This window comes from Streptomyces xanthophaeus (assembly GCF_030440515.1).
GTDB lineage: Bacteria > Actinomycetota > Actinomycetes > Streptomycetales > Streptomycetaceae > Streptomyces > Streptomyces kutzneri.
In genome coordinates, this window is record NZ_CP076543.1 from 2574126 (window position 1) to 2600886 (window position 26761).

At 69.6% G+C, this 26761-nt stretch carries 24 protein-coding genes, 5 tRNA genes and 1 pseudogene; 11 read left to right on the top strand and 19 right to left on the bottom strand.

Annotated features, from left to right (window positions below; translation table 11 throughout):
• Positions 1–25: 25 nt before the first annotated feature.
• Positions 26–676 (top strand): annotated as a pseudogene (cofC, locus tag KO717_RS10845) (2-phospho-L-lactate guanylyltransferase); the annotation flags it as partial.
• A gap of 314 nt (positions 677–990) precedes the next feature.
• On the opposite strand, the gene KO717_RS10850 reads toward cofC, so the two are convergent.
• The 4 genes from KO717_RS10850 to leuC all read right to left on the bottom strand — a co-directional run bounded on the left by KO717_RS10850 (position 991) and on the right by leuC (position 4202).
• Positions 991–1671, bottom strand: coding sequence for an HU family DNA-binding protein (locus tag KO717_RS10850; protein WP_301366289.1), 681 nt, complete (start codon positions 1669–1671; stop codon positions 991–993).
• A 144-nt stretch (positions 1672–1815) separates the two neighbouring features.
• Positions 1816–2043 (bottom strand): hypothetical protein, encoded by a 228-nt coding sequence (locus KO717_RS10855; protein ID WP_030009267.1) that lies wholly within the window; start codon positions 2041–2043, stop codon positions 1816–1818.
• 137 nt (positions 2044–2180) lie between these two features.
• The gene (gene leuD / locus KO717_RS10860) at positions 2181–2774 is read right to left on the bottom strand and encodes a 3-isopropylmalate dehydratase small subunit (RefSeq protein ID WP_301366290.1); all 594 of its coding nucleotides are present in this window, start codon (positions 2772–2774) and stop codon (positions 2181–2183) included.
• Positions 2775–2777: 3 nt separating this feature from the next.
• The gene (gene leuC / locus KO717_RS10865; protein WP_301366291.1) at positions 2778–4202 is read right to left on the bottom strand and encodes a 3-isopropylmalate dehydratase large subunit; all 1425 of its coding nucleotides are present in this window, start codon (positions 4200–4202) and stop codon (positions 2778–2780) included.
• Between the two features lie 184 nt (positions 4203–4386).
• Between leuC and ndgR the strand changes: the two genes are divergently transcribed.
• A complete protein-coding gene (gene ndgR, locus KO717_RS10870; protein ID WP_007266782.1) occupies positions 4387–5103 on the top strand; it encodes an IclR family transcriptional regulator NdgR in 717 nt (238 codons plus the stop codon).
• A gap of 167 nt (positions 5104–5270) precedes the next feature.
• Here the strand turns inward: ndgR and KO717_RS10875 are convergent.
• From KO717_RS10875 to KO717_RS10915, 9 genes are all read right to left on the bottom strand, one after another.
• A tRNA-Glu gene (locus tag KO717_RS10875) sits at positions 5271–5343 on the bottom strand.
• Between the two features lie 23 nt (positions 5344–5366).
• Positions 5367–5438, bottom strand: a tRNA-Gln gene (locus tag KO717_RS10880).
• A 24-nt stretch (positions 5439–5462) separates the two neighbouring features.
• Positions 5463–5535 (bottom strand) — tRNA-Glu (locus KO717_RS10885).
• Between the two features lie 61 nt (positions 5536–5596).
• Positions 5597–5669 (bottom strand) — tRNA-Glu (locus KO717_RS10890).
• 27 nt (positions 5670–5696) lie between these two features.
• A tRNA-Gln gene (locus KO717_RS10895) sits at positions 5697–5768 on the bottom strand.
• 86 nt (positions 5769–5854) lie between these two features.
• On the bottom strand, positions 5855–6583 hold the full coding sequence (locus KO717_RS10900; protein ID WP_301366292.1) for an HAD family hydrolase: 729 nt from the start codon (positions 6581–6583) through the stop codon (positions 5855–5857).
• A 478-nt stretch (positions 6584–7061) separates the two neighbouring features.
• Positions 7062–8537, bottom strand: a complete 1476-nt coding sequence (gene gltX / locus KO717_RS10905; protein WP_301366293.1) for a glutamate--tRNA ligase — start codon at positions 8535–8537, stop codon at positions 7062–7064.
• On the bottom strand, positions 8530–9318 hold the full coding sequence (locus tag KO717_RS10910) for a fumarylacetoacetate hydrolase family protein (RefSeq protein ID WP_030009261.1): 789 nt from the start codon (positions 9316–9318) through the stop codon (positions 8530–8532). Before KO717_RS10910 ends, gltX begins: the two co-directional genes overlap by 8 nt.
• 96 nt (positions 9319–9414) lie before the next feature.
• Positions 9415–9603 (bottom strand): hypothetical protein, encoded by a 189-nt coding sequence (locus KO717_RS10915; protein ID WP_150259656.1) that lies wholly within the window; start codon positions 9601–9603, stop codon positions 9415–9417.
• 579 nt (positions 9604–10182) lie between these two features.
• Between KO717_RS10915 and KO717_RS10920 the strand changes: the two genes are divergently transcribed.
• The 8 genes from KO717_RS10920 to KO717_RS10955 all read left to right on the top strand — a co-directional run bounded on the left by KO717_RS10920 (position 10183) and on the right by KO717_RS10955 (position 20461).
• Entirely contained in the window at positions 10183–13812 is a 3630-nt protein-coding gene (locus KO717_RS10920; protein WP_301366294.1) for a sensor histidine kinase, read from the top strand.
• 9 nt (positions 13813–13821) lie between these two features.
• Complete coding sequence (locus KO717_RS10925) at positions 13822–14235, top strand: roadblock/LC7 domain-containing protein (RefSeq protein WP_030708442.1); 414 nt, start codon at positions 13822–13824, stop codon at positions 14233–14235.
• Positions 14236–14387: 152 nt separating this feature from the next.
• On the top strand, positions 14388–14780 hold the full coding sequence (locus tag KO717_RS10930) for a DUF742 domain-containing protein (RefSeq protein ID WP_030014827.1): 393 nt from the start codon (positions 14388–14390) through the stop codon (positions 14778–14780).
• Positions 14761–15345, top strand: coding sequence for a GTP-binding protein (locus KO717_RS10935; RefSeq protein WP_266605322.1), 585 nt, complete (start codon positions 14761–14763; stop codon positions 15343–15345). The genes KO717_RS10930 and KO717_RS10935 overlap by 20 nt, the downstream gene beginning before the upstream one ends.
• Before the next feature lie 293 nt (positions 15346–15638).
• Positions 15639–18821 (top strand): sensor histidine kinase, encoded by a 3183-nt coding sequence (locus KO717_RS10940; RefSeq protein WP_301366295.1) that lies wholly within the window; start codon positions 15639–15641, stop codon positions 18819–18821.
• Positions 18822–18831: 10 nt separating this feature from the next.
• Positions 18832–19245 carry a roadblock/LC7 domain-containing protein gene (locus KO717_RS10945; RefSeq protein ID WP_030037347.1) on the top strand — a complete coding sequence of 138 codons (414 nt, stop codon included), beginning with the start codon at positions 18832–18834 and terminating at the stop codon, positions 19243–19245.
• 93 nt (positions 19246–19338) lie between these two features.
• Positions 19339–19893, top strand: a complete 555-nt coding sequence (locus KO717_RS10950; RefSeq protein WP_301366296.1) for a DUF742 domain-containing protein — start codon at positions 19339–19341, stop codon at positions 19891–19893.
• Positions 19874–20461, top strand: a complete 588-nt coding sequence (locus tag KO717_RS10955) for a GTP-binding protein (RefSeq protein WP_215149809.1) — start codon at positions 19874–19876, stop codon at positions 20459–20461. The genes KO717_RS10950 and KO717_RS10955 overlap by 20 nt, the downstream gene beginning before the upstream one ends.
• Positions 20462–20636: 175 nt before the next feature.
• Here the strand turns inward: KO717_RS10955 and KO717_RS10960 are convergent, their stop codons facing one another.
• The 4 genes from KO717_RS10960 to KO717_RS10975 are packed head-to-tail and all read right to left on the bottom strand — an operon-like array spanning position 20637 to position 22439.
• Entirely contained in the window at positions 20637–20837 is a 201-nt protein-coding gene (locus KO717_RS10960) for an acyl-CoA carboxylase subunit epsilon (protein WP_301366297.1), read from the bottom strand.
• 23 nt (positions 20838–20860) lie between these two features.
• Complete coding sequence (locus KO717_RS10965) at positions 20861–21802, bottom strand: acyl-CoA carboxylase subunit beta (protein ID WP_301366298.1); 942 nt, start codon at positions 21800–21802, stop codon at positions 20861–20863.
• A complete protein-coding gene (locus tag KO717_RS10970) occupies positions 21799–21915 on the bottom strand; it encodes a carboxyl transferase domain-containing protein (protein WP_301366299.1) in 117 nt (38 codons plus the stop codon). The genes KO717_RS10965 and KO717_RS10970 overlap by 4 nt, the downstream gene beginning before the upstream one ends.
• Positions 21870–22439, bottom strand: coding sequence for a carboxyl transferase domain-containing protein (locus KO717_RS10975; RefSeq protein ID WP_301366300.1), 570 nt, complete (start codon positions 22437–22439; stop codon positions 21870–21872). Before KO717_RS10975 ends, KO717_RS10970 begins: the two co-directional genes overlap by 46 nt.
• A gap of 272 nt (positions 22440–22711) precedes the next feature.
• Here KO717_RS10975 and KO717_RS10980 point away from each other — a divergent pair, with 272 nt between their 5' ends.
• The gene (locus KO717_RS10980) at positions 22712–23332 is read left to right on the top strand and encodes a YceI family protein (protein ID WP_301366301.1); all 621 of its coding nucleotides are present in this window, start codon (positions 22712–22714) and stop codon (positions 23330–23332) included.
• A gap of 35 nt (positions 23333–23367) precedes the next feature.
• Here the strand turns inward: KO717_RS10980 and KO717_RS10985 are convergent, their stop codons facing one another.
• A complete protein-coding gene (locus KO717_RS10985) occupies positions 23368–24711 on the bottom strand; it encodes a hypothetical protein (RefSeq protein ID WP_301366302.1) in 1344 nt (447 codons plus the stop codon).
• 139 nt (positions 24712–24850) lie between these two features.
• Positions 24851–26479, bottom strand: coding sequence for a citramalate synthase (cimA, locus tag KO717_RS10990; RefSeq protein ID WP_301366304.1), 1629 nt, complete (start codon positions 26477–26479; stop codon positions 24851–24853).
• Between the last annotated feature and the right edge of the window lie 282 nt (positions 26480–26761).

Here is a 26761-nt window from a genome sequence, read left to right on the forward strand (position 1 = left end):
CGTGACCTGACCATGGCCGAAGGATGTGCCGGAGCGCACCGGAGGGAAGGGGTCCGTCACGAACGCCGTCTGGAGTCTGGTGGTCCCGCTGAAGCCCCTGGCGGTGGCGAAGAGCCGTCTCGCGCGGGCCGTGGGCGCCTCCCGTCCCGGCCTTGCCCTGGCCTTCGCCCAGGACACCGTCGCGGGGGCCCTGGCCTGCGCGGCGGTCGCGGATGTGGTGGTCGTCACGGACGACGCCGCGGCCGGTGCGGAACTGGCGCGGCTCGGGGCGCGGATCGTCCCGGACGCCCCGGCGGCCGGGCTCAACGCGGCCCTGGACCACGGGGCACGGGCGGTGCGGTCGGGTCGGCCGGGCGCCGCGGTGGCCGCACTGAACGCCGATCTGCCGGCGCTCCGGGCCCCGGAATTGCAACGCGTGCTCGAAAACGCTTCGGTATTTCCGCGGGCATTTCTGGCGGATGCGGCCGGAATCGGGACGACCTTGCTTTCCGCCGCGCCGGACGTGGAATTGGCCCCCTCCTTCGGCGGGCCGTCACGGGCCAGACATTCGGCCTCGGGAGCGGTGGAAATCGCCCTGTCCGGCGTCGACAGCGTGCGCCGGGACGTGGACACGGCGGCCGATCTGCGCACCGCGCTCACCCTCGGCGTGGGGCGCCACACCGCCCGATACAGTGCCCGTATGCAGGCGACCGCGTACACGTACGACTCCGAGACCCGCAGCGGCAGTGTGCTGCTGGACGACGGCACTCCGGTGCCCTTCGAGGCCCCGGCCTTCGACGCGGGCGGCCTGCGGCTGCTGCGGCCCGGGCAGCGGGTGCGGATCGAGACGGACGGCGCGGGCGCGAGCCTGCGGATCACCCTGGTGACGCTGCAGACGTTCTGACACACGGCCGCCGCGGCCCCCGCGCGGGGCTCGCCGGCGCGCCGGACGCACCGCGGGCCGGCTCCCCCGCACGGGGAAAGCCGGCCCGGCCTGTGTGACGCGTGCCCCTACTTCTTGCGGGCGGTGGTCTTCTTCGCGGTGGCCTTGCGCGTCGCCGTCTTCTTGGCGGGCGCCTTCGTCGCTGCGGTGACCTTCTTGGCCGCCGGCGCGGTCTTCTTCGCCGCGGCGGTGGTCTTCTTCGCGGCGGCCGTGGTCTTCTTGGCCGCGGTGGTGGTCTTCTTCGCGGCCGCGGTGGCCTTCTTGGCCGTGGCGGTGCTCTTCACCGCCGCCTTCTTGGCGGTCGCCGTGGCCTTCTTGGCCACGACCTTCTTTGCGACCGTGGTCTTTGCCGCGGCCTTCTTGGCGGTGGTGGCCTTCTTCGCCACGGCCTTCTTGACCGTCGCGGAGGCACCACCCGTAAGGCTGCCCTTGGGCGCCTTCTTCACGGAGACCTCGCCGCCCTTGGGGAGCTTCTTGGTGCCGCTGACCAGGTCTTTGAAGCCCTGGCCGGCACGGAAGCGGGGCACAGAGGTCTTCTTGACCCGGACGCGCTCACCCGTCTGCGGGTTGCGGGCGTAACGGGCCGGACGGTCGACCTTCTCGAACGAGCCGAAGCCCGTGACCGAGACCCGGTCGCCCGCGACGGTAGCGCGGACGATCGCGTCCAGTACCGCGTCGACAGCGTCCGCGGCCTGCTGGCGGCCGCCCAGCTTGTCGGCAATCGCTTCTACGAGCTGCGCCTTGTTCACGTCTTCCCCTTCGGAGACTTCGCCAGAACGAATGTGTTCAAGCTTATTTCGCACGTTAGGCGGATATATACCGCAAATCAAACACGAAACGGGCTAATCACCCTAGTGCCGCAACGCTGTAGGCCGTTACGGAGTTCCTTCGCATCAGTCGCCTTCAGGGAATCGACCCTCGTCGAGGTCCTTCATCAACCTGTCCAGGCGCCTTGCCGCATCGGCGAGATCATGCTTCGCCGCGGCCGTGACGACCAACAGCTTCCGGGACAGCGCCATCCTTACGCCCTCCGGGACTTGCAGTGAGCGCACCCGTGTGTGTGCTTCTTTCAACCGGTCCGCGACGAGTTCGTAGAGCTCGAGTTGACTGTCGCGTTCCATGCACAGATTGTGCCATCTGGGGCGAGTTGTCGCCTCACGGGGCCTCAACAAACGGCTGTGCCCCCCGCCGGAGGGCGGGGGGCACAGTGTTGTCGATGTGATCACCCGAAGGTGAATAAGCGCTGATCAGGCAGGAATCAGGCCTGAATCGTGCGCGGCTTGAAGGTGGGTCGGGCGCTTTCGTACGTGGCGATGTCCGCTTCGTTCTGAAGGGTGAGCGAGATGTCGTCCAGGCCCTCCAGCAGACGCCAGCGGGCGTTGTCGTCGAGTTCGAACTCCGCGACGACGCCTTCCGCTCGCACCTGGCGGTCGACCAGGTCGACCGTGATCTCGGCGGCCGGGTCGGCCTCCGTCAGCTTCCACAGCTGCTCGACGGTCTCCTGCGGGAGGACGACGGTCAGCAGGCCGTTCTTCAGCGAGTTCCCGCGGAAGATGTCGGCGAAGCGGGAGGAGATGACCGTCTTGAAGCCGAAGTTCTGCAGGGCCCAGACGGCGTGTTCGCGCGAGGAACCCGTACCGAAGTCGGGGCCGGCGACCAGGACGGTCGCGCCGGCGCGCTCCGGGCGGTTCGTGACGAACTCCGGGTCCTTGCGCCAGGCCTCGAAGAGCCCGTCCTCGAACCCGTCGCGGGTGATCTTCTTCAGCCAGTGGGCCGGGATGATCTGGTCGGTGTCGACGTTGCTGCGGCGCAGCGGGACGGCCCGGCCGGTGTGGGTGGTGAAGGCTTCCATGGTTCAGACTCCGGCGGTCGCGTCGGCGGCGGACAGGTCGGCGGGCGAGGCCAGATGGCCCAGCACCGCGGTGGCGGCGGCCACCTGCGGGGAGACCAGGTGGGTGCGCCCGCCCTTGCCCTGCCGGCCCTCGAAGTTGCGGTTGGAGGTGGACGCGGAGCGTTCACCGGGAGCCAGTTGGTCGGGGTTCATGCCCAGACACATCGAACAGCCCGCGTGCCGCCACTCGGCGCCGGCCTCCTTGAAGACCTTGTCCAGACCCTCTTCCACGGCCTGCAGGGCGACCCGGACCGAGCCCGGGACGACCAGCATCCGTACGCCGTCGGCGACTTTGCGGCCCTCGATGATGCCGGCGACGGCGCGCAGGTCCTCGATGCGGCCGTTGGTGCAGGAACCTACGAAGACGGTGTCGACCTTGATGTCCCGCAGCGGCTGTCCGGCGGTCAACCCCATGTACTCCAGGGCCTTTTCGGCGGCCAGGCGCTCCGAAGCGTCCTCGTACGAAGCCGGGTCGGGGACGTGGGCGGACAGCGGCGCGCCCTGGCCCGGGTTGGTGCCCCAGGTGACGAAGGGGGACAGCGCGGCGCCGTCGATGACGACCTCCGCGTCGAAGACCGCGTCGTCGTCCGTGCGCAGGGTCTTCCAGTACTCGACCGCCGCGTCCCAGTCCTTGTCCGTGGGGGCGTGGTCACGGCCCTGCAGGTAGTCGAAGGTGGTCTGATCAGGGGCGATCATGCCCGCACGGGCACCGGCCTCGATCGACATGTTGCAGATGGTCATGCGGGCTTCCATCGACAGCTTCTCGATGGCCTCGCCCCGGTACTCCAGGATGTAGCCCTGGCCGCCGCCGGTGCCGATCCTGGCGATGATCGCCAGGATCAGGTCCTTCGCGGTGACGCCCTCGGGCAGGGCGCCGGTGACGGTGATCGCCATCGTCTTCGGGCGGGCCAGCGGCAGCGTCTGGGTGGCCAGCACGTGCTCGACCTGGCTCGTACCGATGCCGAAGGCCAGCGCGCCGAAGGCGCCGTGCGTGGAGGTGTGCGAGTCGCCGCAGACCACGGTGGTGCCGGGCTGGGTCAGACCCAGCTGCGGTCCCACGACGTGGACGACGCCCTGCTCGACGTCACCCAGCGAGTGCAGGCGCACGCCGAACTCGGCGCAGTTCGCCCGCAGCGTCTCCAGCTGGGCACGGGAGACCGGGTCGGCGATCGGCTTGTCGATGTCGATGGTGGGGGTGTTGTGGTCCTCGGTCGCGATGGTGAGGTCGAGGCGTCGGACCTTGCGGCCGGCCTGACGCAGTCCTTCGAAGGCCTGCGGGCTGGTCACCTCGTGCAGCAGGTGCAGATCGATGAAGAGGAGGTCGGGCTCGCCTTCGGCGCGCCGGACGACATGGTCGTCCCAGACCTTCTCCGCGAGTGTCCTACCCATCGCTTTCCCTCCGGCCGGCCGGTTGTGCCGGCGCTTCATAGAGATCTTGTGCGCCGTGCCGCCCGTACCCCACGTCCCGGACGACGGCTCGGACCCAGTGGTTCGTGGACCCGCACATACAGACTCGCTGGTTCTTGGAAAAATTGAACTTGCGTTTCACAGTGTGAGACGCGAATATCGTTTCATGGACAACTCTAGCGGCGTCGGCGTTCTCGACAAGGCAGCTCTGGTATTGAGCGCACTGGAGTCCGGTCCGGCCACCCTCGCCGGGCTGGTCGCGGCGACAGGGCTCGCACGACCCACGGCACATCGCCTTGCCGTGGCACTGGAACACCACCGGATGGTGGCGAGGGACATGCAGGGCCGGTTCATCCTCGGACCGCGGCTGGCGGAGCTCGCCGCCGCGGCCGGCGAGGACCGCCTGCTGGCCACGGCGGGACCGGTACTCACCCACCTCCGTGACGTGACGGGAGAGAGCGCGCAGCTCTACCGCCGTCAGGGAGACATGCGCATCTGCGTGGCGGCCGCGGAGCGGCTGTCCGGCCTTCGGGACACCGTCCCGGTGGGCTCGACGCTTCCGATGAAGGCCGGTTCGGCCGCGCAGATCCTGATGGCATGGGAGGAGCCCGAGCGGCTCCACCGCGGTCTTCAGGGCGCGCGCTTCACGGCGACGGCGCTCTCGGGCGTCCGGCGTCGCGGCTGGGCGCAGTCGATCGGCGAGCGGGAGCCCGGTGTGGCCTCCGTGTCGGCGCCGGTGCGCGGGCCGTCGAACCGCGTGGTGGCCTCCGTATCGGTCTCCGGACCGATCGAGCGGCTGACCCGCCACCCGGGCCGGATGCACGCCCAGGCCGTCATCGACGCGGCCGCACGACTCACGGAGGCCCTGCGCCGCTCCGGCTGAGCCGCTTTCCGGCCCACAGGGCCTCTTCCCCCGCCCATCCCCCGGGTCCGGGGGCGCGTACGACGCCGCACACGTCCTGACACGCGCCCTCGGACCCGCACTTGTCTGCGCGCCGGCACATACGAAAGAGGCCCTCCGCGATGAACGCGGAGGGCCTCTTCGATGCGTACCCCCGACCGGATTCGAACCGGCGCTACCGCCTTGAGAGGGCGGCGTGCTAGGCCGCTACACAACGGGGGCTAGCTGGTGCTGCTGTTACTGCGCTGGGCTACCAGGACTCGAACCTAGAATAAGGGAACCAGAAACCCTCGTGTTGCCAATTACACTATAGCCCAAAGTGGTCTAGACCAGACCAACAGTACCCCCGACCGGATTCGAACCGGCGCTACCGCCTTGAGAGGGCGGCGTGCTAGGCCGCTACACAACGGGGGCCCTAGCGATCCTGCTTCGAGACGTCCGGGTGCGACCCAGGAGATCTCGCGGGAAGGATCTGTACCCCCGACCGGATTCGAACCGGCGCTACCGCCTTGAGAGGGCGGCGTGCTAGGCCGCTACACAACGGGGGCAAAGCACTGCGTTACTGCTGCACTGCGCTGGGGTACCAGGACTCGAACCTAGAATAAGGGAACCAGAAACCCTCGTGTTGCCAATTACACTATACCCCACCAAAAGTCAACCCCTTGCGGGGGCTTTTCTTTGGGTGGCGCCTCCGTCCGGCCTCTCGGCCCGCTCCGGCGGCGCAGAAAGAACATTACCGGATGCCTGACCGTGCTCCAAAACGGGTATCCCGTGCCAGCAGCTGAGGGAGCTGGTCAAGGCCCTCGATGCGGTGCGCGCCGTCGGGCCCGGGGCCGCGGCCGCCGTCGCGGTCGATCCAGACGGCCGTCAATCCGGCGTCACGCGCTCCCCGCGCGTCGATCTCCGGCTGGTCCCCCACGTACGCCACCTCGCCGGGCGGCAGCCCGAGCGCCTCGCACGCGGCCAGGAAGGCCCCCGCCTCGGGCTTGCTGATCCCGAGTTCGACGGCGCAGACCAGCACCTCGAAGCGGTCGCGCAGTCCGAGGTCGCGCAGCTTCGGGTCCTGGTTGGCGAGGGAGGAGTTGGAGAGCACCCCGTGCCGGTAGTCGGCCGCGAGGGCGTCGAGGGCGGGCACCACGTCGGGGAAGACGGTCCAGCCGGCCTTGTAGTGCTCCACGTACTGGTCGAACCAGGCGTCGGCCTCGTCCGCGGTCATCCCGGGCTCCTCCAGGAACTCCCGCACCCGCTCCTGCCGCTGCCCCTGGAAGGTGCCCTCGCCGGCCGCGAAGCGCGCCCAGTGCCGGTCGGTGATCTCCCGCCACAGCGCGAGGGCCTGCGCGGGGGTCCCGTACCGGTCCGACAGACCCGCGGCCTCCACCTGCCGCGCCAGCCCGGCGGCGTCGGCCCCCGTGTAGTCGAAGAGGGTGTCGTCGATGTCCCAGAGAACCGCGCGGATGACCATGCCCCAAGTATGCGAAACCCCTGCGGGCCATGTCCTGCGGACGCAAGACATGGAATTCAGCGCTCCATTTCCATTTCCGACCTCGGCGGATACCGCACCACAGCCCCGCGCAGGGCCCGCACGGACGGCATGACGACGAGACGCGTGGCAACTGCCGTGCTCGCCAGGCCCGTTCTGGCCGGATGCTCGGCACAGAGAACGCCGCGGGAGGACGCGGCGCGGCTTCCGCAAGGATTCCGAACACTCGCGGGCCGTCGGGGCCTGAAGGAAAAGGGCTGTTCGTACGCGTCGCCGACGGATCCGCCGGCGGTGGTGGAATTCCAGGACGGTCCGGAAATCCGGCGGGCGAAGATCGCGGTGGATGCCGAGGTGCCCCGGGAACTGCGCGAGCTGCACCTGAACAAGGTCGCCGCGGCCGGGACAGACCTCAGGCCCGGACCCCTCGGGGGGTCCGGGCCTGGTCTTCGTACGGGAGCGGCTACGCGGTGAGCTTCGCCAGCGCCGCGTCGATACGGGCCAGCGAGCGCTCCTTGCCCAGGATCTCCAGGGACTCGAAGAGCGGCAGGCCGACCGTGCGGCCGGTCACGGCCACGCGGACCGGGGCCTGGGCCTTGCCGAGCTTGAGGCCGTGGGCCTCACCGGCGGTCAGGACGGCCTGCTTGAGCGACTCGGGGTCCGCCCAGTCCGCCGACTCCAGGTTGGCGCGCGCCGTGGTGAGCAGCGCGGCCGGCTCGCCCTTCATCGCCTTGTCCCACGAGGCCTGGTCCTCCACCGGCTCCTTCAGGAACAGGAAGTCGACGTTGGCCGTGATGTCCGACAGGACGGTCACCCGGGTCTGGGCGTGCGGGGCGATCCGCGCCCAGGCCTCGGCGTCGAAGTCCTCGGGGGCCCAGTTGGCGTGCGGGGCCTGCAGCCACGGGGCGCAGGCGTCCGCGAAGGCCTTCGGGTCCAGCAGGCGGATGTGGTCGCCGTTGATCGACTCGGCCTTCTTCAGGTCGAAGCGGGCCGGGTTCGCGTTCACGCCGTCGATGTCGAACTTCGAGACCATCTCCTCGATCGAGAAGACGTCCTGGTCCTTGGAGAAGGACCAGCCGAGGAGCGAGAGGTAGTTCAGCAGGCCCTCGGGGAGGAAGCCGCGCTCGCGGTACAGGTTGAGCGAGGCCTCGGGGTCGCGCTTGGAGAGCTTCTTGTTGCCCTCGCCCATCACGTACGGCAGGTGGCCGAAGGCGGGGGTGCTCTTGGCGACGCCCAGTTCGATCAGCGCCGCGTACAGGGCGATCTGCCGGGGGGTCGAGGACAGCAGGTCCTCGCCGCGCAGGACGTGAGTGATCTCCATCAGCGCGTCGTCGACGGGGTTGACCAGCGTGTACAGCGGGGCGCCGTTGGCCCGGACGATGCCGAAGTCCGGCACGTTCTCCGGGGTGAAGGTCAGCTCGCCGCGGACGAGGTCGGTGAAGGTGATCGGCTCGTCGGGCATCCGGAAGCGGACGATCGCCGGGCGGTGCTCGCCCTGGTACGCCTCGACCTGTACCTGGGTGAGCTCGCGGCAGTGACCGTCGTACCCGGAGGGCTTGCCGGCGGCGCGGGCGGCCGCGCGGCGGGCGTCGAGCTCTTCGGTGGAGCAGTAGCAGTGGTACGCGTAGCCGCCGTCGAGCAGCTTCTTCGCGACGTCCGCGTAGATGTCCATGCGCTCGGACTGGCGGTACGGGGCGTGCGGGCCGCCGACCTCGGGGCCCTCGTCCCAGGTGAAGCCGAGCCAGCGCAGCGAGGCGAGCAGCTGGTCGTAGGACTCCTCGGAGTCACGGGCCGCGTCGGTGTCCTCGATGCGGAAGACGAACGTACCGCCGTGGTGGCGGGCGAACGCCCAGTTGAAGAGTGCGGTCCGGACCAGGCCCACGTGGGGGTTGCCGGTCGGGGAGGGACAGAAACGTACGCGGACAGGTCCGTTAACCACGCTTGATCACCTTGTTGGTGAGAGTGCCGATGCCTTCGATGGTGACGGCGACCTCGTCGCCGACGTTGAGGGGGCCGACTCCGGCCGGGGTCCCCGTGAGGATGACGTCGCCGGGCAGCAGCGTCATGGCCTCGGAGATGTGGACGATCAGGTCCTCGATGGAGCGGACCATGTCGCTGGTACGGCCGAGCTGGCGCTGTTCGCCGTTGACCGTGCACTGGATGGTCAGATCGCTCGGGTCCAGGTCGGTCTCGATCCAGGGGCCGAGGGGGCAGGCACTGTCGAAGCCCTTGGCCCGGGCCCACTGCTTCTCCCGCTGCTGGACGTCGCGCGCAGTGACGTCGTTGGCGCAGGTGTAGCCGAGGATGACGTCCTTGACGCGCTCCTTCGGGACCTCGCGGCACATGCGGCCGATGACCACGGCGAGCTCCGCCTCGTGGTGGAGGTCCTGGGAGAAGGAGGGGTACGTGATCGGGTCGCCCGGGCCGACCACCGAGGTGGAGGGCTTGAAGAAGGTGATCGGGGCGTCGGGGACCTCGTTGCCGAGCTCCGCCGCGTGCTCCGCGTAGTTGCGGCCGATGGCCACGACCTTGTTCGGGAGCACGGGCGGCAGCAGTCGGACCTTGCTCATCGGGACCTTCGTGCCCGAGAGCTCGAAGTCCGCGAAGGGGATGCCCTTGATGATGTCGAGAACGAGCGTGGAGTCGTCGCCGGGGGCGCCGTCGCCCTCGACCGCGCCGAACGCGACGTTGCCGTCGATCGAGAACCTGGCGATGCGCACCTGTTGCGTCTGCCCCTCTGTATTTCCGCTGGCTGGAGTCTGCGGACCCCAGGCTAACGCGGCGGGCAGCGGCGCTTCACGTTCCTTGAGGGGTGGCTACTCCGCGGCGGCGGCGACCGGCACGTTCATCAGGACGGTGCGGCGCGGGTTCGCGGTCTGCGTCGGCAGCTCGACGGCGTGCTCCGGGGTGGCCGGTGCCGCCTGCAGTTCCTCGGCGTCCTTGAGGTGCGCGAGGGTCGTGCGGCGGGGGTTGGCTATGTTGCGGAACATCGTCGTCGTCTTCATCGGAGTTCGGGGTCCTCGGTTCGATCTATGGGTGTCGGTTGTCGCATGCACCAACCCTGGCGCCAACCCTTTAAGGGGCAAGGCTAAACATCTGAATCCCCCGGCGAACCGGGAAGTAATGGCCACGGCTATGTGAGTTTGCTCACCCTTGACCCGACATTACCGACATAATGGACAGTCAACTTCACCCCCCGAAACGGACATTGCGCCACTGAATGCGTCATTCCGCTCCTGATCATCTCGACTGGGACACCTTGACGGCCCCGTTGTTTGGATGGCGTAAGTCCGGTTTCTACCGAATGCAGTCGCACATCGCGTAGCGCTTCTGTCACAAGCCGTAACCGACTCTCCGGGCCGACACTCGCACCTTGTTGGAGATCCTCCACTGTGCTGGAATTCGCGGGACCGCCGCGGGAATCAGCCGGCGCGCAGGTGGCGCGACACCGCGCCGAGCGCGGTGGCAAAGAGAGGAAGACGCGCCGGTCACCGACGACCACCATGGGGCGGCAAGTGCCCCACGACTCGACACCGTCCCACCGGTCTCCCGGCGGGACGCCTGGTCCAGAGGTTGCGACGCTAGTGCAGGGACGATTCAAGAGGGATGGCAGCGCTGCGGCGGAGCAGGAGCCGCGCGGCGGGACCGACCGTGGCTCCTCGCCCCAGCACGCCCAGAACCGCGGGCCGGCTGTCGAAGGCGCAGGCCCCGACACCTCCGCCGCGGTGAAGGCGAAGGGCCGTGGGAAGTCCGTGAAGGCCAGGGTCAAGGCGAAAGCCGGATCCCCCGCGCCTGCCGGACCGGCTGAGCAGGACGAGGCGATACCGAAGGCCCCGAACGGGCCCGGTTCTCGTCTCGCCATGCAGAACTGGCGCATCAGCACGCGACTGGTGTCGCTGCTGACCCTGCCGGTCGTCGCCGCCACCACGCTCGGTGGTTTCCGTATCAACGACTCGCTCAACGACATCGCACAGCTGGAGCACATGCAGCTGCTGACGACGATGACGCGACAGGCCACCAACCTGGCCGCCATGCTCCAGGAGGAGCGCGACCTCTCCGCAGGTCCGCTCTCCCTCTCCCGGGGCAAGACGACCAGCAGTGTCGACGTCGTCCGTCAGCAGACGGACACCGCTGCCAAGGCCTTCGCCGCCGCGACCGACAAGGTCGACAGCACGGGCGCGAAGGACGACACGCTCCGGTCGATCCGTAACAACGTCCTGCAGATCGGCCGTCAGCTCACCAACATCGAGACGATCCGCACCCGGGCGTACGTCAACGGCGCCCAGCAGACCGTCAGTGAGTACAACGCGGTCATCGTCTCGCTGCTCTCGCTCTCCCAGGACATGGCGCAGGCCACCTCCAACCCGGAGATGATCAAGCGTACCCGTGCCCTGGCCGCGTTCTCCGCCGCCAAGGAGTACGCCTCCATCCAGCGCGCGATCATCGCCGCCTCGCTCCCCGACACCAACGAGCGCCAGGGTGAGCTGAAGGAGAACGACCGGCTCTACGCCCTCTCCGCCCAGAAGGGCGAGCAGCAGGCGAAGACGACCTTCGGACTCGTCTACCAGGGCCGGACCGAGGAGCTCCTCGCGGGTCTGGGCGACAGCAACTCCGAGATCTCCACCGCCGACGGCTACTCCCGCCGCGTCCTGGCCAGCCAGGACGCGTTCCTCCGGGAGAAGAACCGCTCCTGGCTCGACTGGTACGACGCCGACGGCACCAAGCTCCAGGCCATGAAGGTCATCGAGCTGACCCTGCTCGAGGAGATGGAGCAGAAGGCCCGTGAGCTGAAGAACGAGGCCCAGCAGGACGCCATCATCAACGGTGCCCTGATCCTCCTCGTCCTCGGTGTCTCCCTCGTCGGCGCCTTCGTCATGGCCCGCTCGATGATCCGCTCGCTGCGCCGCCTGCAGGACACCGCGACGCGCGTCGCGCAGGACCGGCTGCCCGAGCTCGTCAAGCAGCTCTCCGAGTCCGACCCGCAGGACGTGGACACGTCCGTGGAGTCGGTCGGTGTGCACACCCGCGACGAGATCGGCCAGGTGGCCGCGGCATTCGACGACGTGCACCGCGAGGCCGTCCGACTCGCCGCCGAGCAGGCCCTCCTGCGAGGCAACGTCAACGCGATGTTCACCAACCTCTCGCGCCGCTCGCAGGGCCTCATCCAGCGTCAGCTCTCGCTCATCTCCGAACTGGAGTCGCGCGAGGCCGACCCGGACCAGCTGTCCTCCCTCTTCAAGCTCGACCACCTCGCGACCCGCATGCGCCGTAACGGCGAAAACCTCCTCGTCCTCGCGGGCGAGGAGCCGGGCCGCCGGTGGACCCGCCCCGTCCCGCTGGTCGACGTGCTCCGTGCCGCCGCCTCCGAGGTGGAGCAGTACGAGCGCGTCGAGCTGGCCTCGGTGCCCGGCACCGATGTCGCCGGCCGCGTGGTCAACGACCTCGTGCACGTCCTCGCCGAGCTGCTGGAGAACGCCACCTCGTTCTCCTCCCCGCAGACCAAGGTCAAGGTCACCGGTCACGCACTGCCCGACGGCCGCGTGCTCGTCGAGATCCACGACACCGGTATCGGCCTCTCCCCCGAGGACCTCGCCGCGATCAACGAGCGACTCGCGTCGCCGCCGACCGTGGACGTCTCCGTCTCCCGGCGCATGGGCCTGTTCGTGGTCGGCCGCCTGTCCCTGCGACACGGCATCCGGATCCAGCTGCGCCCCTCCGACTCGGGTGGTACGACGGCCCTCGTCATGCTGCCGGTGGACGTCGCCCAGGGCGGCAAGAAGCCGGCTCCCATGCCGGGCCAGGGTGGTCAGGGCGGCCCCGGTGGCGCTCCGGGTGCTCCCGGCGCGCAGGGTGCCGTGGGCGGTCCGGCCGCACGTCCGTCGGTGGGCTCGGGCCCGCAGCGCGGTCAGGTCGCCGGTGGCGGCCAGCGCGCCGCTCTGCCGGGCCGCGACGGCGCCGGCCAGCGTCCGCAGGGCCCGCAGGGTGGCCGCCCGCAGCAGGGTGGTCCCGGTGGCCGTCCGCAGCAGGGTCCGACCACCGCGGGTCAGGGCCAGGGTGCCTTCGGTTCCGGTGCACCGCTGCCGGCCCGCGGTCCGGTCGCCAGTGCCGGCTTCGGCGGTGGCCCGCAGGCCCGTCCGGCTTCCGGTCCGACCGGATACCCGCAGGGCAACGGCTTCGAGCGGCCCCAGCAGCCTCAGCAGCACCAGTCCCAGCAGTCGCAGTCCCAGCAGCCGGCCCCGCCCGCGGCACCGGCTTCGAACGGACCCCGGCCGCAGCTGCCGCCGCGCGGTGGCGCTCCTCGTGCGGAGCTCCCCGGCCCGCAGACCACCAGCTGGGGCAGCGACCAGGCGCGCGGTCACGACGAGCTGTCGGGCCCCGGCTCGACGGCCGAGTTCGCCCGCCCGGACTTCAACGCCCCGATGCCCCAGGCGGACGGCGGCAACAGCACGACCGGACAGTTCGAGCGTCCGGACGTGCGGGGCCCCATGAACCCGTCCACCACCGGACAGTTCGAGCGCCCGGGCTACCAGCCCCAGCGTCCCGGCGGCCCCGGTGTCGGCGGCTACGCCCCGCAGCAGCCCCAGGCTCAGGCTCCGCAGGCCGGCAACGGGTACGCACCCGCACCGGCCGCGCGCCCCGAGACCCCGCGGCTGCCGCAGGCACACCGGCCGGAGGCGCTGCCCCCGGCCCAGAGCTCCGGCGACGCCCGCAGCCCGATCTTCGACACCCTGGAGTCGAACTGGTTCCGCGAGGAGGGGCAGCAGCCCCCCGCGCAGGGACCGGGCACGGCGATCCCCCAGCAGGGCCAGCAGTCCGCTCCGGCGGCTGCGCAGCAGCAGCCGCTGCCGCAGCGCGGCCAGGAGCAGGCGGCCGAGTCCGCCGTCACGGCGACCGGCACCACGCCGACCGTCAGCTGGCGGTCCTCGCCGAACGACGAGCTGATGCGGCAGGCCGAACGCGTGCGTCAGCCCGCCGCAGGCGGCATCACGACCTCGGGGCTGCCCCGCCGGGTCCCGCGGGCGAACCTCGTGGCCGGCACCGCGCAGCAGCAGACCGAGGCGCAGGCGGGTCCGCAGGTCTCGCGGGCGCCGGACGACGTCCGCGGCCGTCTGACCAACCTCCGACGCGGTATCCAGCAGGGCCGTCAGGCCGGCAACAACGGACCGGCGACCGGCAGTTACCACATCGACCCCACTTACCAGCAGGAGCGTTAGTTGAGTTCGATGAGCCAGGCGGCACAGAACCTGAACTGGTTGATCACCAACTTCGTGGACAACACCCCCGGGGTGTCCCACACGGTGGTGGTCTCCGCCGACGGACTCCTTCTGGCGATGTCCGAAGGATTCCCCCGCGACCGCGCCGATCAGCTGGCGGCCGTGGCCTCCGGACTGACCTCGCTGACCGCCGGTGCCTCCCGTATCTTCGAAGGCGGCGCCGTCAACCAGACCGTGGTCGAGATGGACCGGGGTTTCCTCTTCCTCATGTCCGTCTCGGACGGATCCTCGCTGGCCGTACTGGCGCACCCCGAGTGCGACATCGGCCTCGTGGGCTACGAGATGGCTCTTCTGGTGGATCGCGCGGGCAGTGTCCTCACCCCGGACCTGCGTGCCGAACTGCAGGGAAGTCTGCTCGGCTGACTTCCCACTCTCCCGGCCGGACGGTACTACCGGCCGGGAGATCGGGGCCCCGCCCCGGAATCCAGTACGCCCGCCAGGCCGTCATCCCGTTCCCCCCACCGGCCGCCCCGTAAGACGGCACGCTGACCACTGCTGTCCAGCCCGGAGGATCAATGACCCCGCCCCCCGCCTACTCCGATTCGTACGGAGACTCGTACTCGGAAGGCGATCAGCCGCTGGTGCGTCCGTACGCGATGACCGGCGGCCGGACCCGGCCCCGCTACCAGCTCGCCATCGAGGCTCTGGTCAGCACCACCGCCGATCCGATGCACCTGTCCGGCCTGCTCCCGGAGCACCAGCGCATCTGCACGCTGTGCCGCGAGGTCAAGTCGGTCGCCGAGGTCTCCGCACTGCTGTCGATGCCGCTCGGTGTCGCCCGGATCCTCGTCGCCGACCTGGCGGAGGCCGGAATGGTGGCCATCCACCAGCCGGGCAATGGAGAGGCCGGCGGCACGCCGGATGTAACGCTGCTCGAAAGGGTGCTCAGTGGCCTTCGGAACATCTAGCGGAGCGGCTCCAGCTCGCTCCACCACCTCCGCGAAGATCGTGGTGGCGGGCGGCTTCGGCGTGGGCAAGACCACGTTCGTCGGAGCCGTGTCGGAGATCAACCCGCTGCGCACCGAAGCCGTAATGACCAGCGCCTCGGCCGGGATCGACGACCTCACCCACACCGGTGACAAGACGACCACCACCGTCGCCATGGACTTCGGCCGCATCACGCTCGACCAGGACCTGATCCTGTACCTCTTCGGTACCCCGGGCCAGGACCGCTTCTGGTTCATGTGGGACGACCTGGTCCGCGGCGCCATCGGTGCGATCGTGCTCGTCGACACGCGCCGCCTCGCCGACTGCTTCCCCGCCGTCGACTACTTCGAGAACAGCGGCCTGCCGTTCGTCGTGGCCCTCAACGGCTTCGAGGGACACCAGCCCTACACCCCGGAGGAAGTCCGCGAGGCCCTGCAGATCGGCCCCGGTGCTCCCATCATCACCACCGACGCCCGCCACCGCGCGGACGCCAAGAGCGCGCTCATCACGCTCGTCGAGCACGCCCTCATGGCGCGGCTCAAGTAACACGGTTTCAGTTGTCGTGCGGGAGGGGCGGGCTGTGTCTTACGACACGGCCCGCCCCTGTCGTTCATAACGTTTCGACAGAGAATTATTGCCATTCGGCAACGGGGTGCGGTCGCCTGGTGCCACTGCGCGCACAACTGCCCCCATATTTGCCGCAGGACGCTCTTTATGTCCGGTTTATGTAGGGCATAAGCTTCTGGGTACGGCCGGATTCAACTGTTTGGAACACGGCCGTTAACCGTGCTGGAATTCAACGAACTAGCTAGTAGCACCGCCGAGAGGTTGTTGGTCGAGTGAGGCGAAGCATCGCAAGCCCCGCGGATGAACCCGCGCGCGGCAACTTCACCCCGCCGCCGCGAGCGGCCGCGTCGCCCGTCGACGTGCCCGTGGACCCGCCCGCGAGCAGCGGGAGCAGCAGCAGGTTCTCGCCCCGCAACTGGCGTGTGCCGACCCGTCTGAACGCCATCCTGCTCGTGCCGGCCCTCGTGGGTCTGGTCATGGGCGGCTTCCAGGTGAAGGGCTCCATCGACACCTGGAACGAGGCCAAGGACGCCGAGAACATAGCCATGGTCGTCCAGGCGGCCTCCGGCTACAGCCAGGCACTGCTCAACGAGCGTGACCTGACCGCCGAGCCCCTCCTGAACGGCCAGACGAAGGACGCCAAGGTCCTCAAGGCCTACGCGGACACCGCCGCGGCCAAGGAGAAGTTCGACAAGGCCGTCAAGGACATGCCGAAGAACCTCGGCCTGGAGCGGCGCCTGGACCTCTTCCGCGCGGAGGAGCCCAAGCTCGACGCCGTACGCGACAAGGCGTACGTGGCGGCCCTGGAGAGCCCCAAGAAGAATCTGCCCAACGCGGCCGGCCCCATCCCGACCGAAGAGGGCTATGTGCTGGTCCAGCACTACCTCATGCAGTTCTCGAACGAGCTCGGTCTCGGCACCGGCAACGTGACCTCGTACGGCCGCATGGTCTACGCGATCCAGCTGGCCAAGGCGGCGAACTCGCTGCAGCGCGCCGTCGGTACGCACCTGCTGGTGCGCCCGAGCACCGACGAGAACACCCGCAAGGCCCAGCTCGTCGCCTTCTCCTCCTACGCCTACCTCGAAGAGATCGCCATCGGCGAGTACGTCGCGGCGGGTACCGAGGACGACGTGAACCGCCTCAAGGCGGTCATGGCCAAGAAGTCCGAAGAGGGCAAGGCCAAGATCGCCGACGCGAAGCACCAGGCCGAGCAGGCCGGCGTCCGCTTCATACCCCCGCCGACGATCAACGACTCCGCACTCGCCGGCATGACCGACGCGATCGCCAACAGCGAGAGCAAGAAGAAGCTCTCCGAGACCGGGGCGACCCCCGCGTTCTGGCAGGCCGCCGCCACCGCGAAGTTCGACGGTTACGACGAGGTCGAGAAGGAACTCCTCGACAAGGCCGTCAAGGAAGCCGTCGCGATCTCCGACGACGCCCGCACCGACGCCATCGTCAACGGCGCCATCGTGGTCGTGGCCCTCCTCGCCGCCTTCATCCTCGCCGGCATGATGGCCCGCCAGATGGGCCGCGCGATGGCCCGCCTGCGCTCCGCCGCCTTCGACATCGCCGAGCAGCGCCTGCCGATGCTCGTCGACCAGCTCTCGCGCACCGATCCCGGCAAGGTGGACACCCGTGTCCACCCGATCCCCATCGACTCCCAGGACGAGATCGGCGAGGTCGCCCGCGCCTTCGACCAGGTCCACCGGGAAGCGGTACGGCTCGCGGCCGAGCAGGCGCTCCTGCGAGGGAACGTCAACGCGATCTTCACGAACCTCTCCATGCGCAACCAGTCGCTGATCGAGGGCCAGCTGACCCTCATCACCGACCTGGAGAACAACGAGGCCGACCCGGACCAGCTGGAGAACCTCTTCCGCCTGGACCACCTGGCCACCCGTATGCGCCGCAACGGCGAGAACCTCCTCATCCTCGCGGGCGAGGAGCCGGGCCGCCGCTGGGACCAGCCGGTCCCGCTCGTCGACGTGCTGCGCGCCGCCTCCTCCGAGGTGGAGCAGTACGAGCGCATCGAGCTCTCCGGCGTGTCGGAGGCCGAGATCCACGGCCAGGCCGTGACCGACCTCGTGCACCTGCTCGCCGAGCTCCTGGAGAACGCCACCACGTTCTCCTCCCCGCAGACCAAGGTCCGCGTCAACGCCACGCGTCTGCCCGACGGCCGCGTGATGGTCGAGATCCACGACAAGGGCATCGGCCTCACCGCCGAGGACTTCGCGGACATCAACCACAAGCTGGCCAACCCGCCGACCGTGGACGCCGCGATCTCGCAGCGCATGGGTCTGTTCGTGGTCGGCCGACTGGCGGACCGCCACAGCATCCGCGTCCAGCTGCGCCCCTCGGGCGAGGCTGCCGGTACCACCTCGCTGGTCATGCTCCCCGACGCCATCACCCACGGTGGCGGTGGCGAGGGCATCCCGGACGACGACTTCACGGTCTCGCAGATCATCCCGGAGCAGCAGGCCCAGCAGGCCGCCCCGCTGCGCACCGCCGCCGAGCTCGGCTTCGACGACTCGCGGTACGACCAGCAGGGCCCCGACGGCCTCACCGCCGACCCGGTCGGCCGGTCCCTGGGACAGCAGGAGCGCCGGGCCGCGCTGGCGGCCCAGGTGGGTTACCCGCAGGAACAGCAGCAGTACTCCGCCCAGGAGTATCCGGAACCTCAGCCGGAGCACGGGTACCAGGAGTACCAGGGCTACGAGCAGCAGTCCGAGCAGGCCTACGACACCTCCTACGAGGCCCAGCAGGCACAGCAGGGCTACGAGGCGTACCCGCAGCAGGACTACGGCTATACGGAAGACGGTTACCCGGACCAGCAGCCGGCCACTCAGGGCTACGACAATGGCTTCGAAGCCGGGTCGGGACAGGCTGAATGGCCCGAACAGAACACGTATCCGGCTGCCTACCAGCAGGATTACGGGACTGAATCGGAATCCCAGGCCGTCCCCGAACCGGCTCCGGAGCGCGTAGGCTTCGACCGTCCGGGTGCCGCTGCCGACACCGGTCACGCGATGACCGGAGCGGGCCTGCCGCGACGCGGCAGCCAGCAGCAGTGGCCGCCCGGGAAGCAGGAAGCGGAGTCCACCGGATCCCTCTTCGAACAGCGGTCGCCGCGTCAGCAGCAGCCCGCCGAGACGGAGCGGGCGCCGGAGGGAACTGAAGGTTCCGCCGCCTGGCGTTCGCGCAACGACGAACGCTGGCAGCAGGCCGGAAAGCTCCGTGAGCCGAAGGCGGGCGGGGTCACCCCGTCCGGTCTCCCTCGGCGCGTGCCCAAGGCCAACCTGGTCGAGGGCGCAGCGGAGACGACCCCGCAGGGCGGCCCCCAGGTCTCCCGCGCTCCGGAGGACGTCCGCGGCAGGTTGAGCAATCTGCGGCGCGGTGTCCAGCAGGGACGCAGCGCGGGTTCTGAGCAGTCAAGTAACAGCTATGACCAGGAGCGTTAGTGTGAGCCCGATGAGCCAGGCGGCACAGAACCTGAACTGGTTGATCACCAACTTCGTGGACAACACCCCTGGGGTGTCCCACACGGTGGTGGTCTCCGCCGACGGCCTTCTTCTGGCGATGTCCGACGGATTTCCGCGCGACCGCGCCGATCAGCTGGCGGCCGTGGCCTCCGGACTGACCTCGCTGACCGCCGGTGCCTCTCGCATCTTCGAGGGTGGCGCCGTCAACCAGACCGTGGTCGAGATGGACCGGGGATTCCTTTTCCTCATGTCCGTCTCGGACGGTTCGTCCCTCGCGGTGCTCGCGCACCCGGAGTGCGACATCGGCCTCGTGGGCTACGAGATGGCTCTTCTGGTGGATCGCGCGGGCAGTGTCCTCACCCCGGATCTGCGCGCCGAGCTGCAAGGAAGTCTTCTCAACTAGCAGACAGGCAGTGCGTTTCGCGCCATCGCACCATAGGGTGCGGTGGCGCGGTTCCACAGGGAGTACTGCGTACTTGGAGTCGGAGGAGGAAACGTGACAACACCCGGAGGACATCCTTATGGCGGCGCGCAGCAGCCGCAGGGTGGGCACGACCAGAACCGCTTCAACTTTCCCTCCGCACCGAGCCGGCCCGTGCCGGAGCAGAACCCCTACCAGCAACAGCCGTACGGACAGCCCCAGCAGCCCCAGTACCAGATGCCTCAGCAGCCGCCTCCGCGCGCCGCGCGGCAGCCGGCGCCGAAGGCCCACAACCCGCTGGTGCGTCCGTACGCGATGACCGGCGGCCGTACTCGGCCGCGCTACCAGCTCGCCATCGAGGCGCTGGTCAGTACCACGGCGGATCCCGCGCGTCTGCAAGGGCAGTTGCCCGAGCACCAGCGCATCTGCCGCCTGTGCCAGGAGATCAAATCCGTCGCGGAGATCTCGGCACTTCTCTCCATTCCTCTTGGTGTCGCCCGCATCCTCGTCGCCGACCTGGCGGAGGCGGGCCTTGTCGCCATTCACCAGCCCGGCGGCGACGAGTCTGCCGGTGGCCAGCCAGATGTGACACTGCTCGAAAGGGTGCTCAGTGGACTTCGCAAGCTCTAACGGCGGAGCGGCTCCTGCTCGCTCCACCACCTCCGCGAAGATCGTGGTGGCGGGCGGCTTCGGCGTGGGCAAGACCACGTTCGTCGGCGCGGTCTCCGAGATCAACCCGCTGCGCACCGAAGCCGTGATGACCAGCGCCTCGGCCGGGATCGACGACCTCACCCACACCGGTGACAAGACGACCACCACCGTCGCCATGGACTTCGGCCGCATCACCCTGGACCAGGACCTGATCCTGTACCTCTTCGGTACCCCGGGCCAGGACCGCTTCTGGTTCATGTGGGACGACCTGGTCCGCGGCGCCATCGGCGCCGTCGTGCTCGTCGACACGCGCCGCCTCGCCGACTGCTTCCCCGCCGTCGACTACTTCGAGAACAGCGGCCTGCCGTTCGTCGTGGCCCTCAACGGCTTCGACGGGAACCAGGCCTACACGCCGGAGGAAGTCCGCGAGGCCCTGCAGATCGGCCCGGACGCCCCGATCATCACCACCGACGCCCGCCACCGCGCGGACGCCAAGAGCGCGCTCATCACGCTCGTCGAGCACGCCCTCATGGCGCGCCTGCGGTAGCAGCCCTGCCGCACCCGACAGGCCCCCGTGTCACACGACGCGGGGGCCTTCGCCATGGGGCGGTTCCCGCGTGTTCCCCGGGCGCCTGCGGGGTCTCGCGCGTACGGCGCCCCCGCGGGGGTACGCGGAAGGCCCCGCACCCTGGACGGGTGCGGGGCCTTCGGGGCTCGGGAACTCAGCCCTGCCAGCTGTGCGGGGCGCGGAAGCCGGGCGTGCGCTCCAGGCGGCGCCAGCCGGCCTGGCCGGGCACGCGCACCGGGGTCTCCTCGGGCGTGGCGGCGGCGCGGGCGAGGAGGATCGCGGTGATCGCGGCGAGTTCCTCGGGCTGGGCGTTGCCCTTTTCGACCTTCAGCAGGGTGTCGGCGGTGATGCTCATGTGGTGGCAGGTCTCCTTCGCGGTTACTGCGGCGGGTTGCCGTGCTTGCGGGACGGCAGATCGGCGTGCTTGTTGCGGAGCATCGCGAGGGCGCTGACGAGGACCTCGCGGGTCTCGGCGGGGTCGATGACGTCGTCGACGAGGCCGCGTTCGGCCGCGTAGTACGGGTGCATCAGTTCGGCCTTGTACTCCTTGACCATGCGCACGCGCATGGCCTCGGGGTCCTCGGCGTCCGCGATCTGCTTGCGGAAGATGACGTTGGCCGCGCCCTCGGCGCCCATCACGGCGATCTCGTTGGTCGGCCAGGCGTAGGTGATGTCGGCGCCGATGGACTGGGAGTCCATGACGATGTACGCGCCGCCGTAGGCCTTGCGCAGGATCAGCGAGATCCGCGGGACGGTGGCGTTGCAGTACGCGTAGAGGAGCTTGGCGCCGTGGCGGATGATGCCGCCGTGTTCCTGGTCGACGCCCGGCAGGAAGCCGGGGACGTCCAGGAGGGTGATGATCGGGATGTTGAAGGCGTCGCACATCTGGACGAAGCGTGCGGCCTTCTCGGAGGCCTCGATGTCCAGGACACCGGCGAGGTGGCCGGGCTGGTTGGCGACGATGCCGACGACCTGGCCGTTCAGCCGGGCCAGGGCGCAGATGATGTTGGCGGCCCAGCGCTCGTGGATCTCCAGGACGTCGCCTCGTCGACGAGTTCCTCGATGACCTTGAGCATGTCGTACGGGCGGTTGCCGTCGGCGGGGACCAGGTCGAGGAGGACCTCGCTGCGGCGGTCGGCGGGGTCGCTCGTCTCGTGGACGGGCGGGTTCTCGCGGTTGTTGGAGGGCAGCATCGAGATGAGGTAGCGGACCTCGGAGATGCAGGTCTCCTCGTCGTCGTACGCGAAGTGCGCGACGCCGAGGTTCGGCGTGGACGTCGGCGCCGCCGAGGCCGTTCTGGGTGATCTGCTCGCCGGTCACGCGCGGACCACGTCCGGGCCGGTGATGAACATCTGCGAGGTCTCGCGGACCATGAAGACGAAGTCCGTCAGGGCCGGGGAGTACGCGGCGCCGCCGGCGCAGGGGCCGAGCATGACCGAGATCTGCGGGATGACGCCCGAGGCCTTGGTGTTGCGCTGGAAGATGCCGCCGTAGCCGCCAGCGCCGAGACGCCTTCCTGGATGCGGGCGCCGGCGCCGTCGTTGAGGGAGACCAGCGGGGCACCGGCCGCGATGGCCATGTCCATGATCTTGTGGATCTTCGTCGCGTGGGCCTCGCCCAGCGCACCGCCGAAGATGCGGAAGTCGTGCGCGTAGACGAAGACCGTGCGGCCCTCGACCGTGCCCCAGCCGGTGATCACACCGTCCGTGTAGGGCTTCTTGTTCTCCAGGCCGAACCCGGTCGCCCGGTGCCGGCGCAGCTGCTCGACCTCCCGGAACGAACCCTCGTCGAGCAGCAGCGCGATGCGCTCACGCGCGGTCAGCTTGCCCTTCGCGTGCTGGGTCTCGGTCGCACGGTCGCTGGGGCCGCGCCTGGCCTGCTCGCGCAGGGAGTGCAGCTCGGCCACGCGCCCTCGGGCGTCCGTCGGCTCGCTCGGGGTCTGGTCCACAACGGTCATGTACCGACCTTACGAAGATCGCGATGAAAAACCTCCGTTCATTCCTCACAGTCTCGGAAGACTTCCACTGTCCGGCCCGCACAGTACGCCCAGTGGATGTACGGACTCCGCCAGACGATGCGCTCGCTCGTTGTGGGACCTTCACAAAATGGCCTGACACGCCGCCTAGATGTTGAAATTTGAACGGAATAGGTCTAGCGTCGTTCCCGTTGGAGTCGTTGAAGATTCAACAGATTCTTCAGATCGAGCAGGACACTACCGAGGAGCAAGTCATGGGTCTCTTCACCCGCCGCAGCCAGAACGTGAACGTCCAGGACGGCGCCGCCGTCGCCACCCTGGAAGTGGACCCGGCGCTCGCCGCGCTCACCGGTGACTACGTCATCGACCCCGCGCACAGCAGCATCGGCTTCACCGTCCGCCACGCCATGGTCACCAACGTCCGCGGGGCCTTCACCGAGCACGAAGGAACCCTGCACCTGGACGGCGCCGACCCGGCCCGCTCCACCGCCTCCATCGACGTGAAGATCGCCTCCGTCGACACCGGCATCGCCGACCGCGACGGTCACCTGCGCAGCGGCGACTTCTTCGACGCCGAGACCTTCCCGCTGATGACCTTCCGCTCCACCGAGGCGCGTCAGCTCGGCGGGGACACGTACCGCATCACCGGTGAGCTGACCATCAAGGACGTCACGCGCCCGCTCTCCATCGACCTGGAGTTCAACGGCTCGGCCACCGACGCCTACGGCAACGAGCGCGTCGGCTTCGAGGGCTCCACCGAGATCCTGCGCTCCGACTGGGGCCTGACGTGGAACGCCGCCCTGGAGGCCGGCGGTGTGATGGTCAGCGACAAGGTGAAGCTGACCTTCGACATCTCCGCCATCAAGCAGGCCTGACGGGCGGGCGCCCGCACGCCCGGAACCGGGGGCGGCTAGAAGCCGCCCCCGCCGTCGAAGCCGCCGCCCCCGTCGAACCCTCCGCCGCCGAAGTCCCCGCCGCCGAAGTCGGACGGGTTGAAGTCGGCCCCGGAGACGTCCCCGCCCTCGAAGCCGCCGAAGTCCGAGGCATAGGCGGGGCTGGACATCATCGAACCGAGCAGCGTGCCCACCAGCAGGCCGGGCAGGATGCCGCCGCCGAAGTACCCGCCGGCCCAGGGACCGTACGCCGGGCCGGCGTCGTAGTACGGCCGCGGCCCGTGCTCGGTCTCGACCGTGCGGACCGCCGGGTCCAGGCCGTCGCGCAGCCGTACGGCGTCCGCCGTGCAGACCGGCACGCTACGGGCCGCCCCGCCGGCCGGAGCCCAGGTGGCGTCCTCGGTGCTCGGCCCGTGGCGCGGGTCGAAGAAGCAGGGCGAACGGCGCTCGGGAAGCGGCCTGCCCTGCCGGCGCGCGTCCAGGGTGGCCAGCGCGAAGCGGCCGTCCTCCAGTGCCTGGGTGGCGCCCTTGACCTCGTCGGGGCGCTGGACCGAGGCCATGATCTGCTTGGCCTTCTCGTACGAGTCGAGCCCCTGCTCGTAGTCCCGCCGCATGTCGTCGTCCGCGCCGGGCTCGCCGGGGTGGAAGTCGAGCCGTTCGAGCTCCTCGCCGAAGGCCGTGATGTCCTCGTCGACGACCACGGCCAGCCGGGCGATGGCCTCGCGCCGGGTCTCTTCCTTCTTCTTCCGGTTACGGCGGACCAGCGCGTACGCACCGCCGCCGCCCACCACGGCCACCGCGCCGAGGGCGATCAGTCCGCCGACCGGGGCTCCCTGGTCGGCTCCGGTCGTGCCCCAGGAGGCCGGGGCGCTGCCCTTGGCCTGGGTCAGGGCCTGGTCCACGAAGTTGTTGAGCTGCGTGTCCGCGCTGACCGGTGCGCCGGTCTTCACGGCCTCGGTGAGGTTGCGTACGGCATTGTTCGGCATGACCACCCTGTCGGCGCCGGCATCGAAGCCGTCGCCGAGCCGGATCGCGTAGAGCCCGGTGATCCCGGTCTCGGCACGGACCGCGCCGAGCACCTTGTCCGGCGGGAACTCCGCAGTGGCCGGCAGCACGGCCACGAACACCGGCTTCCCCGCATCCTTGATCTTCTTCGCGAGCGCGTCCGCCTGGGCCGTGGACAGCTGCGCCTCGGCCCCGGGGGCGACATAGACCGGGCCCTCCTTGAGGGCCTCCCCCACGGCCGCGACCCCGGTGGCCGCCGACGCCTGCGGCGCGGCGACGAACGCGGTCGCCGACAGCCCCAGCAGCAGACCGGCCAGCAGCGATCCGAAGCGCATGGACATCAGCCTGGTCTTCATATCCAAGACGCTACCGGAACCGGTACTTTCCCGTGTGAGCTGGACATAAGGGCCTCGCCGGGCCGAAGCCCGGCGAGCTGAGGTGAGCTGAGGTGAGCTGAGGTCCGGCGGACGCGGGCCGGCGACGCGGACGGGCGGGCTACTCGGCGGGTTCGACGCCCGCGTGCAGCAGGCCGTAGGTGAACGCGTCCTCCAGGGCCTGCCAGGACGCCGCGATCACGTTCGGGGCCACGCCGACCGTGGACCACTCGCGCTCACCGTCCGTCGTGGCGACCAGCACGCGGGTCGTGGACTCCGTGCCGTGCGTGCCTTCCAGGATGCGGACCTTGTAGTCGACGAGCTCGAACTTGGCGAGCTGCGGGTAGAACCGCTCCAGCGCCACCCGCAGCGCCCGGTCCAGCGCGTTGACCGGGCCGTTGCCCTCCGCCGTGGCGACGATCCGCTCGCCCTTGGCCCACAGCTTGACGGTGGCCTCGTTGGCGTGGGTGCCGTCCGGGCGGTCCTCGACGATCGCCCGCCACGACTCGATACGGAAGTACTTGCGGGCGCGCCCCTCGGCCTCGGCGCGCAGCAGCAGCTCGAAGGAGGCGTCGGCCGCCTCGTAGGTGTAGCCCTGGAGCTCCCGCGCCTTGACCCGCTCCACGACCCGGGAGATGAGCGCGCGGTCCCCGCCGAGGTCGACGCCGAGCTCCTTGCCCTTGAGCTCGATGGAGGCGCGGCCGGCCATGTCGGAGACCAGCATCCGCATGGTGTTGCCGACCCGCTCGGGGTCGATGTGCTGGTAGAGGTCCGGGTCGACCTTGATGGCCGAGGCGTGCAGGCCCGCCTTGTGCGCGAAGGCGGAGACGCCGACGTAGGGCTGGTGCGTGGAGGGGGTGAGGTTCACGACCTCGGCGATGGCGTGCGAGATCCGGGTCATCTCGGCGAGTGCCCCGTCGGGGAGCACCTTGCGCCCGTACTTGATCTCCAGGGCGGCGACGACGGGGAAGAGGTTGGCGTTGCCGACGCGTTCGCCGTATCCGTTCGCCGTGCACTGGACGTGGGTGGCGCCCGCGTCCACCGCGGCCAGGGTGTTGGCGACGGCGCAGCCGGTGTCGTCCTGGGCGTGGATGCCCAGGCGGGCGCCGGTGTCGGCGAGGACGGTGGCGACGGTGGCGGTCACCTGGGCGGGCAGCATGCCGCCGTTGGTGTCGCAGAGGATGACCACGTCGGCGCCGGCCTCGTGTGCGGCGCGTACGACGGACTTGGCGTACTCCGGGTTGGCCCGGTAGCCGTCGAAGAAGTGCTCGCAGTCGACGAAGACGCGGCGGCCCTGGGCGACCAGGTGGGAGACGGTGTCGCGGACCATCTCCAGGTTCTCTTCGAGGGTGGTGCGCAGGGCGAGCTCGACGTGGCGGTCGTGGGACTTGGCGACGAGCGTGATGACCGGGGCGCCGGATTCCAGCAGGGCCCGCACCTGCGGGTCCTGGGCGGCCGAGCCGCCCGCGCGCCGGGTCGCGCCGAAGGCGACCAGCTGGGCGTTCTTGAACTGGATCTCCGCGCGGGCGCGGGAGAAGAACTCGGTGTCGCGGGGGTTGGCGCCGGGCCAGCCGCCCTCGATGAAGCCCACTCCGAAGTCGTCCAGATGCCGGGCGATCGTCAGCTTGTCGGCGACGGTGAGGTTGATGCCCTCGCGCTGGGCGCCGTCACGCAGGGTGGTGTCGAAGACGTGGAAGCTGTCGTCCAGGCCTTCTGACAGCACAGTTGCCGCCTCTGGTGTCGTCGTCATGCTGATCTGACTCCTGTCGGATGAGTGGTTCCGGATATGCCCGGCATCCACTGCCCCCATCATCGCGCGCGGTCCGGTCCCGGCAGGGATGGTCCGGGAAACGAAAAAACCTCTCGCGGGTAGCGAGAGGTCTGCGCGCGGGTCCGAGGCACGGTGGCCGCTTCCGCGAAGTTCTTCCACGGTTCAGCGGCCACTGGGGACCGGCGCGCTGCTGGCGATAATCATGAGCTGAGCAGGCACGGCGGCAGTCTGCCACAACGCCCACGGTCGATGGACAGGCAT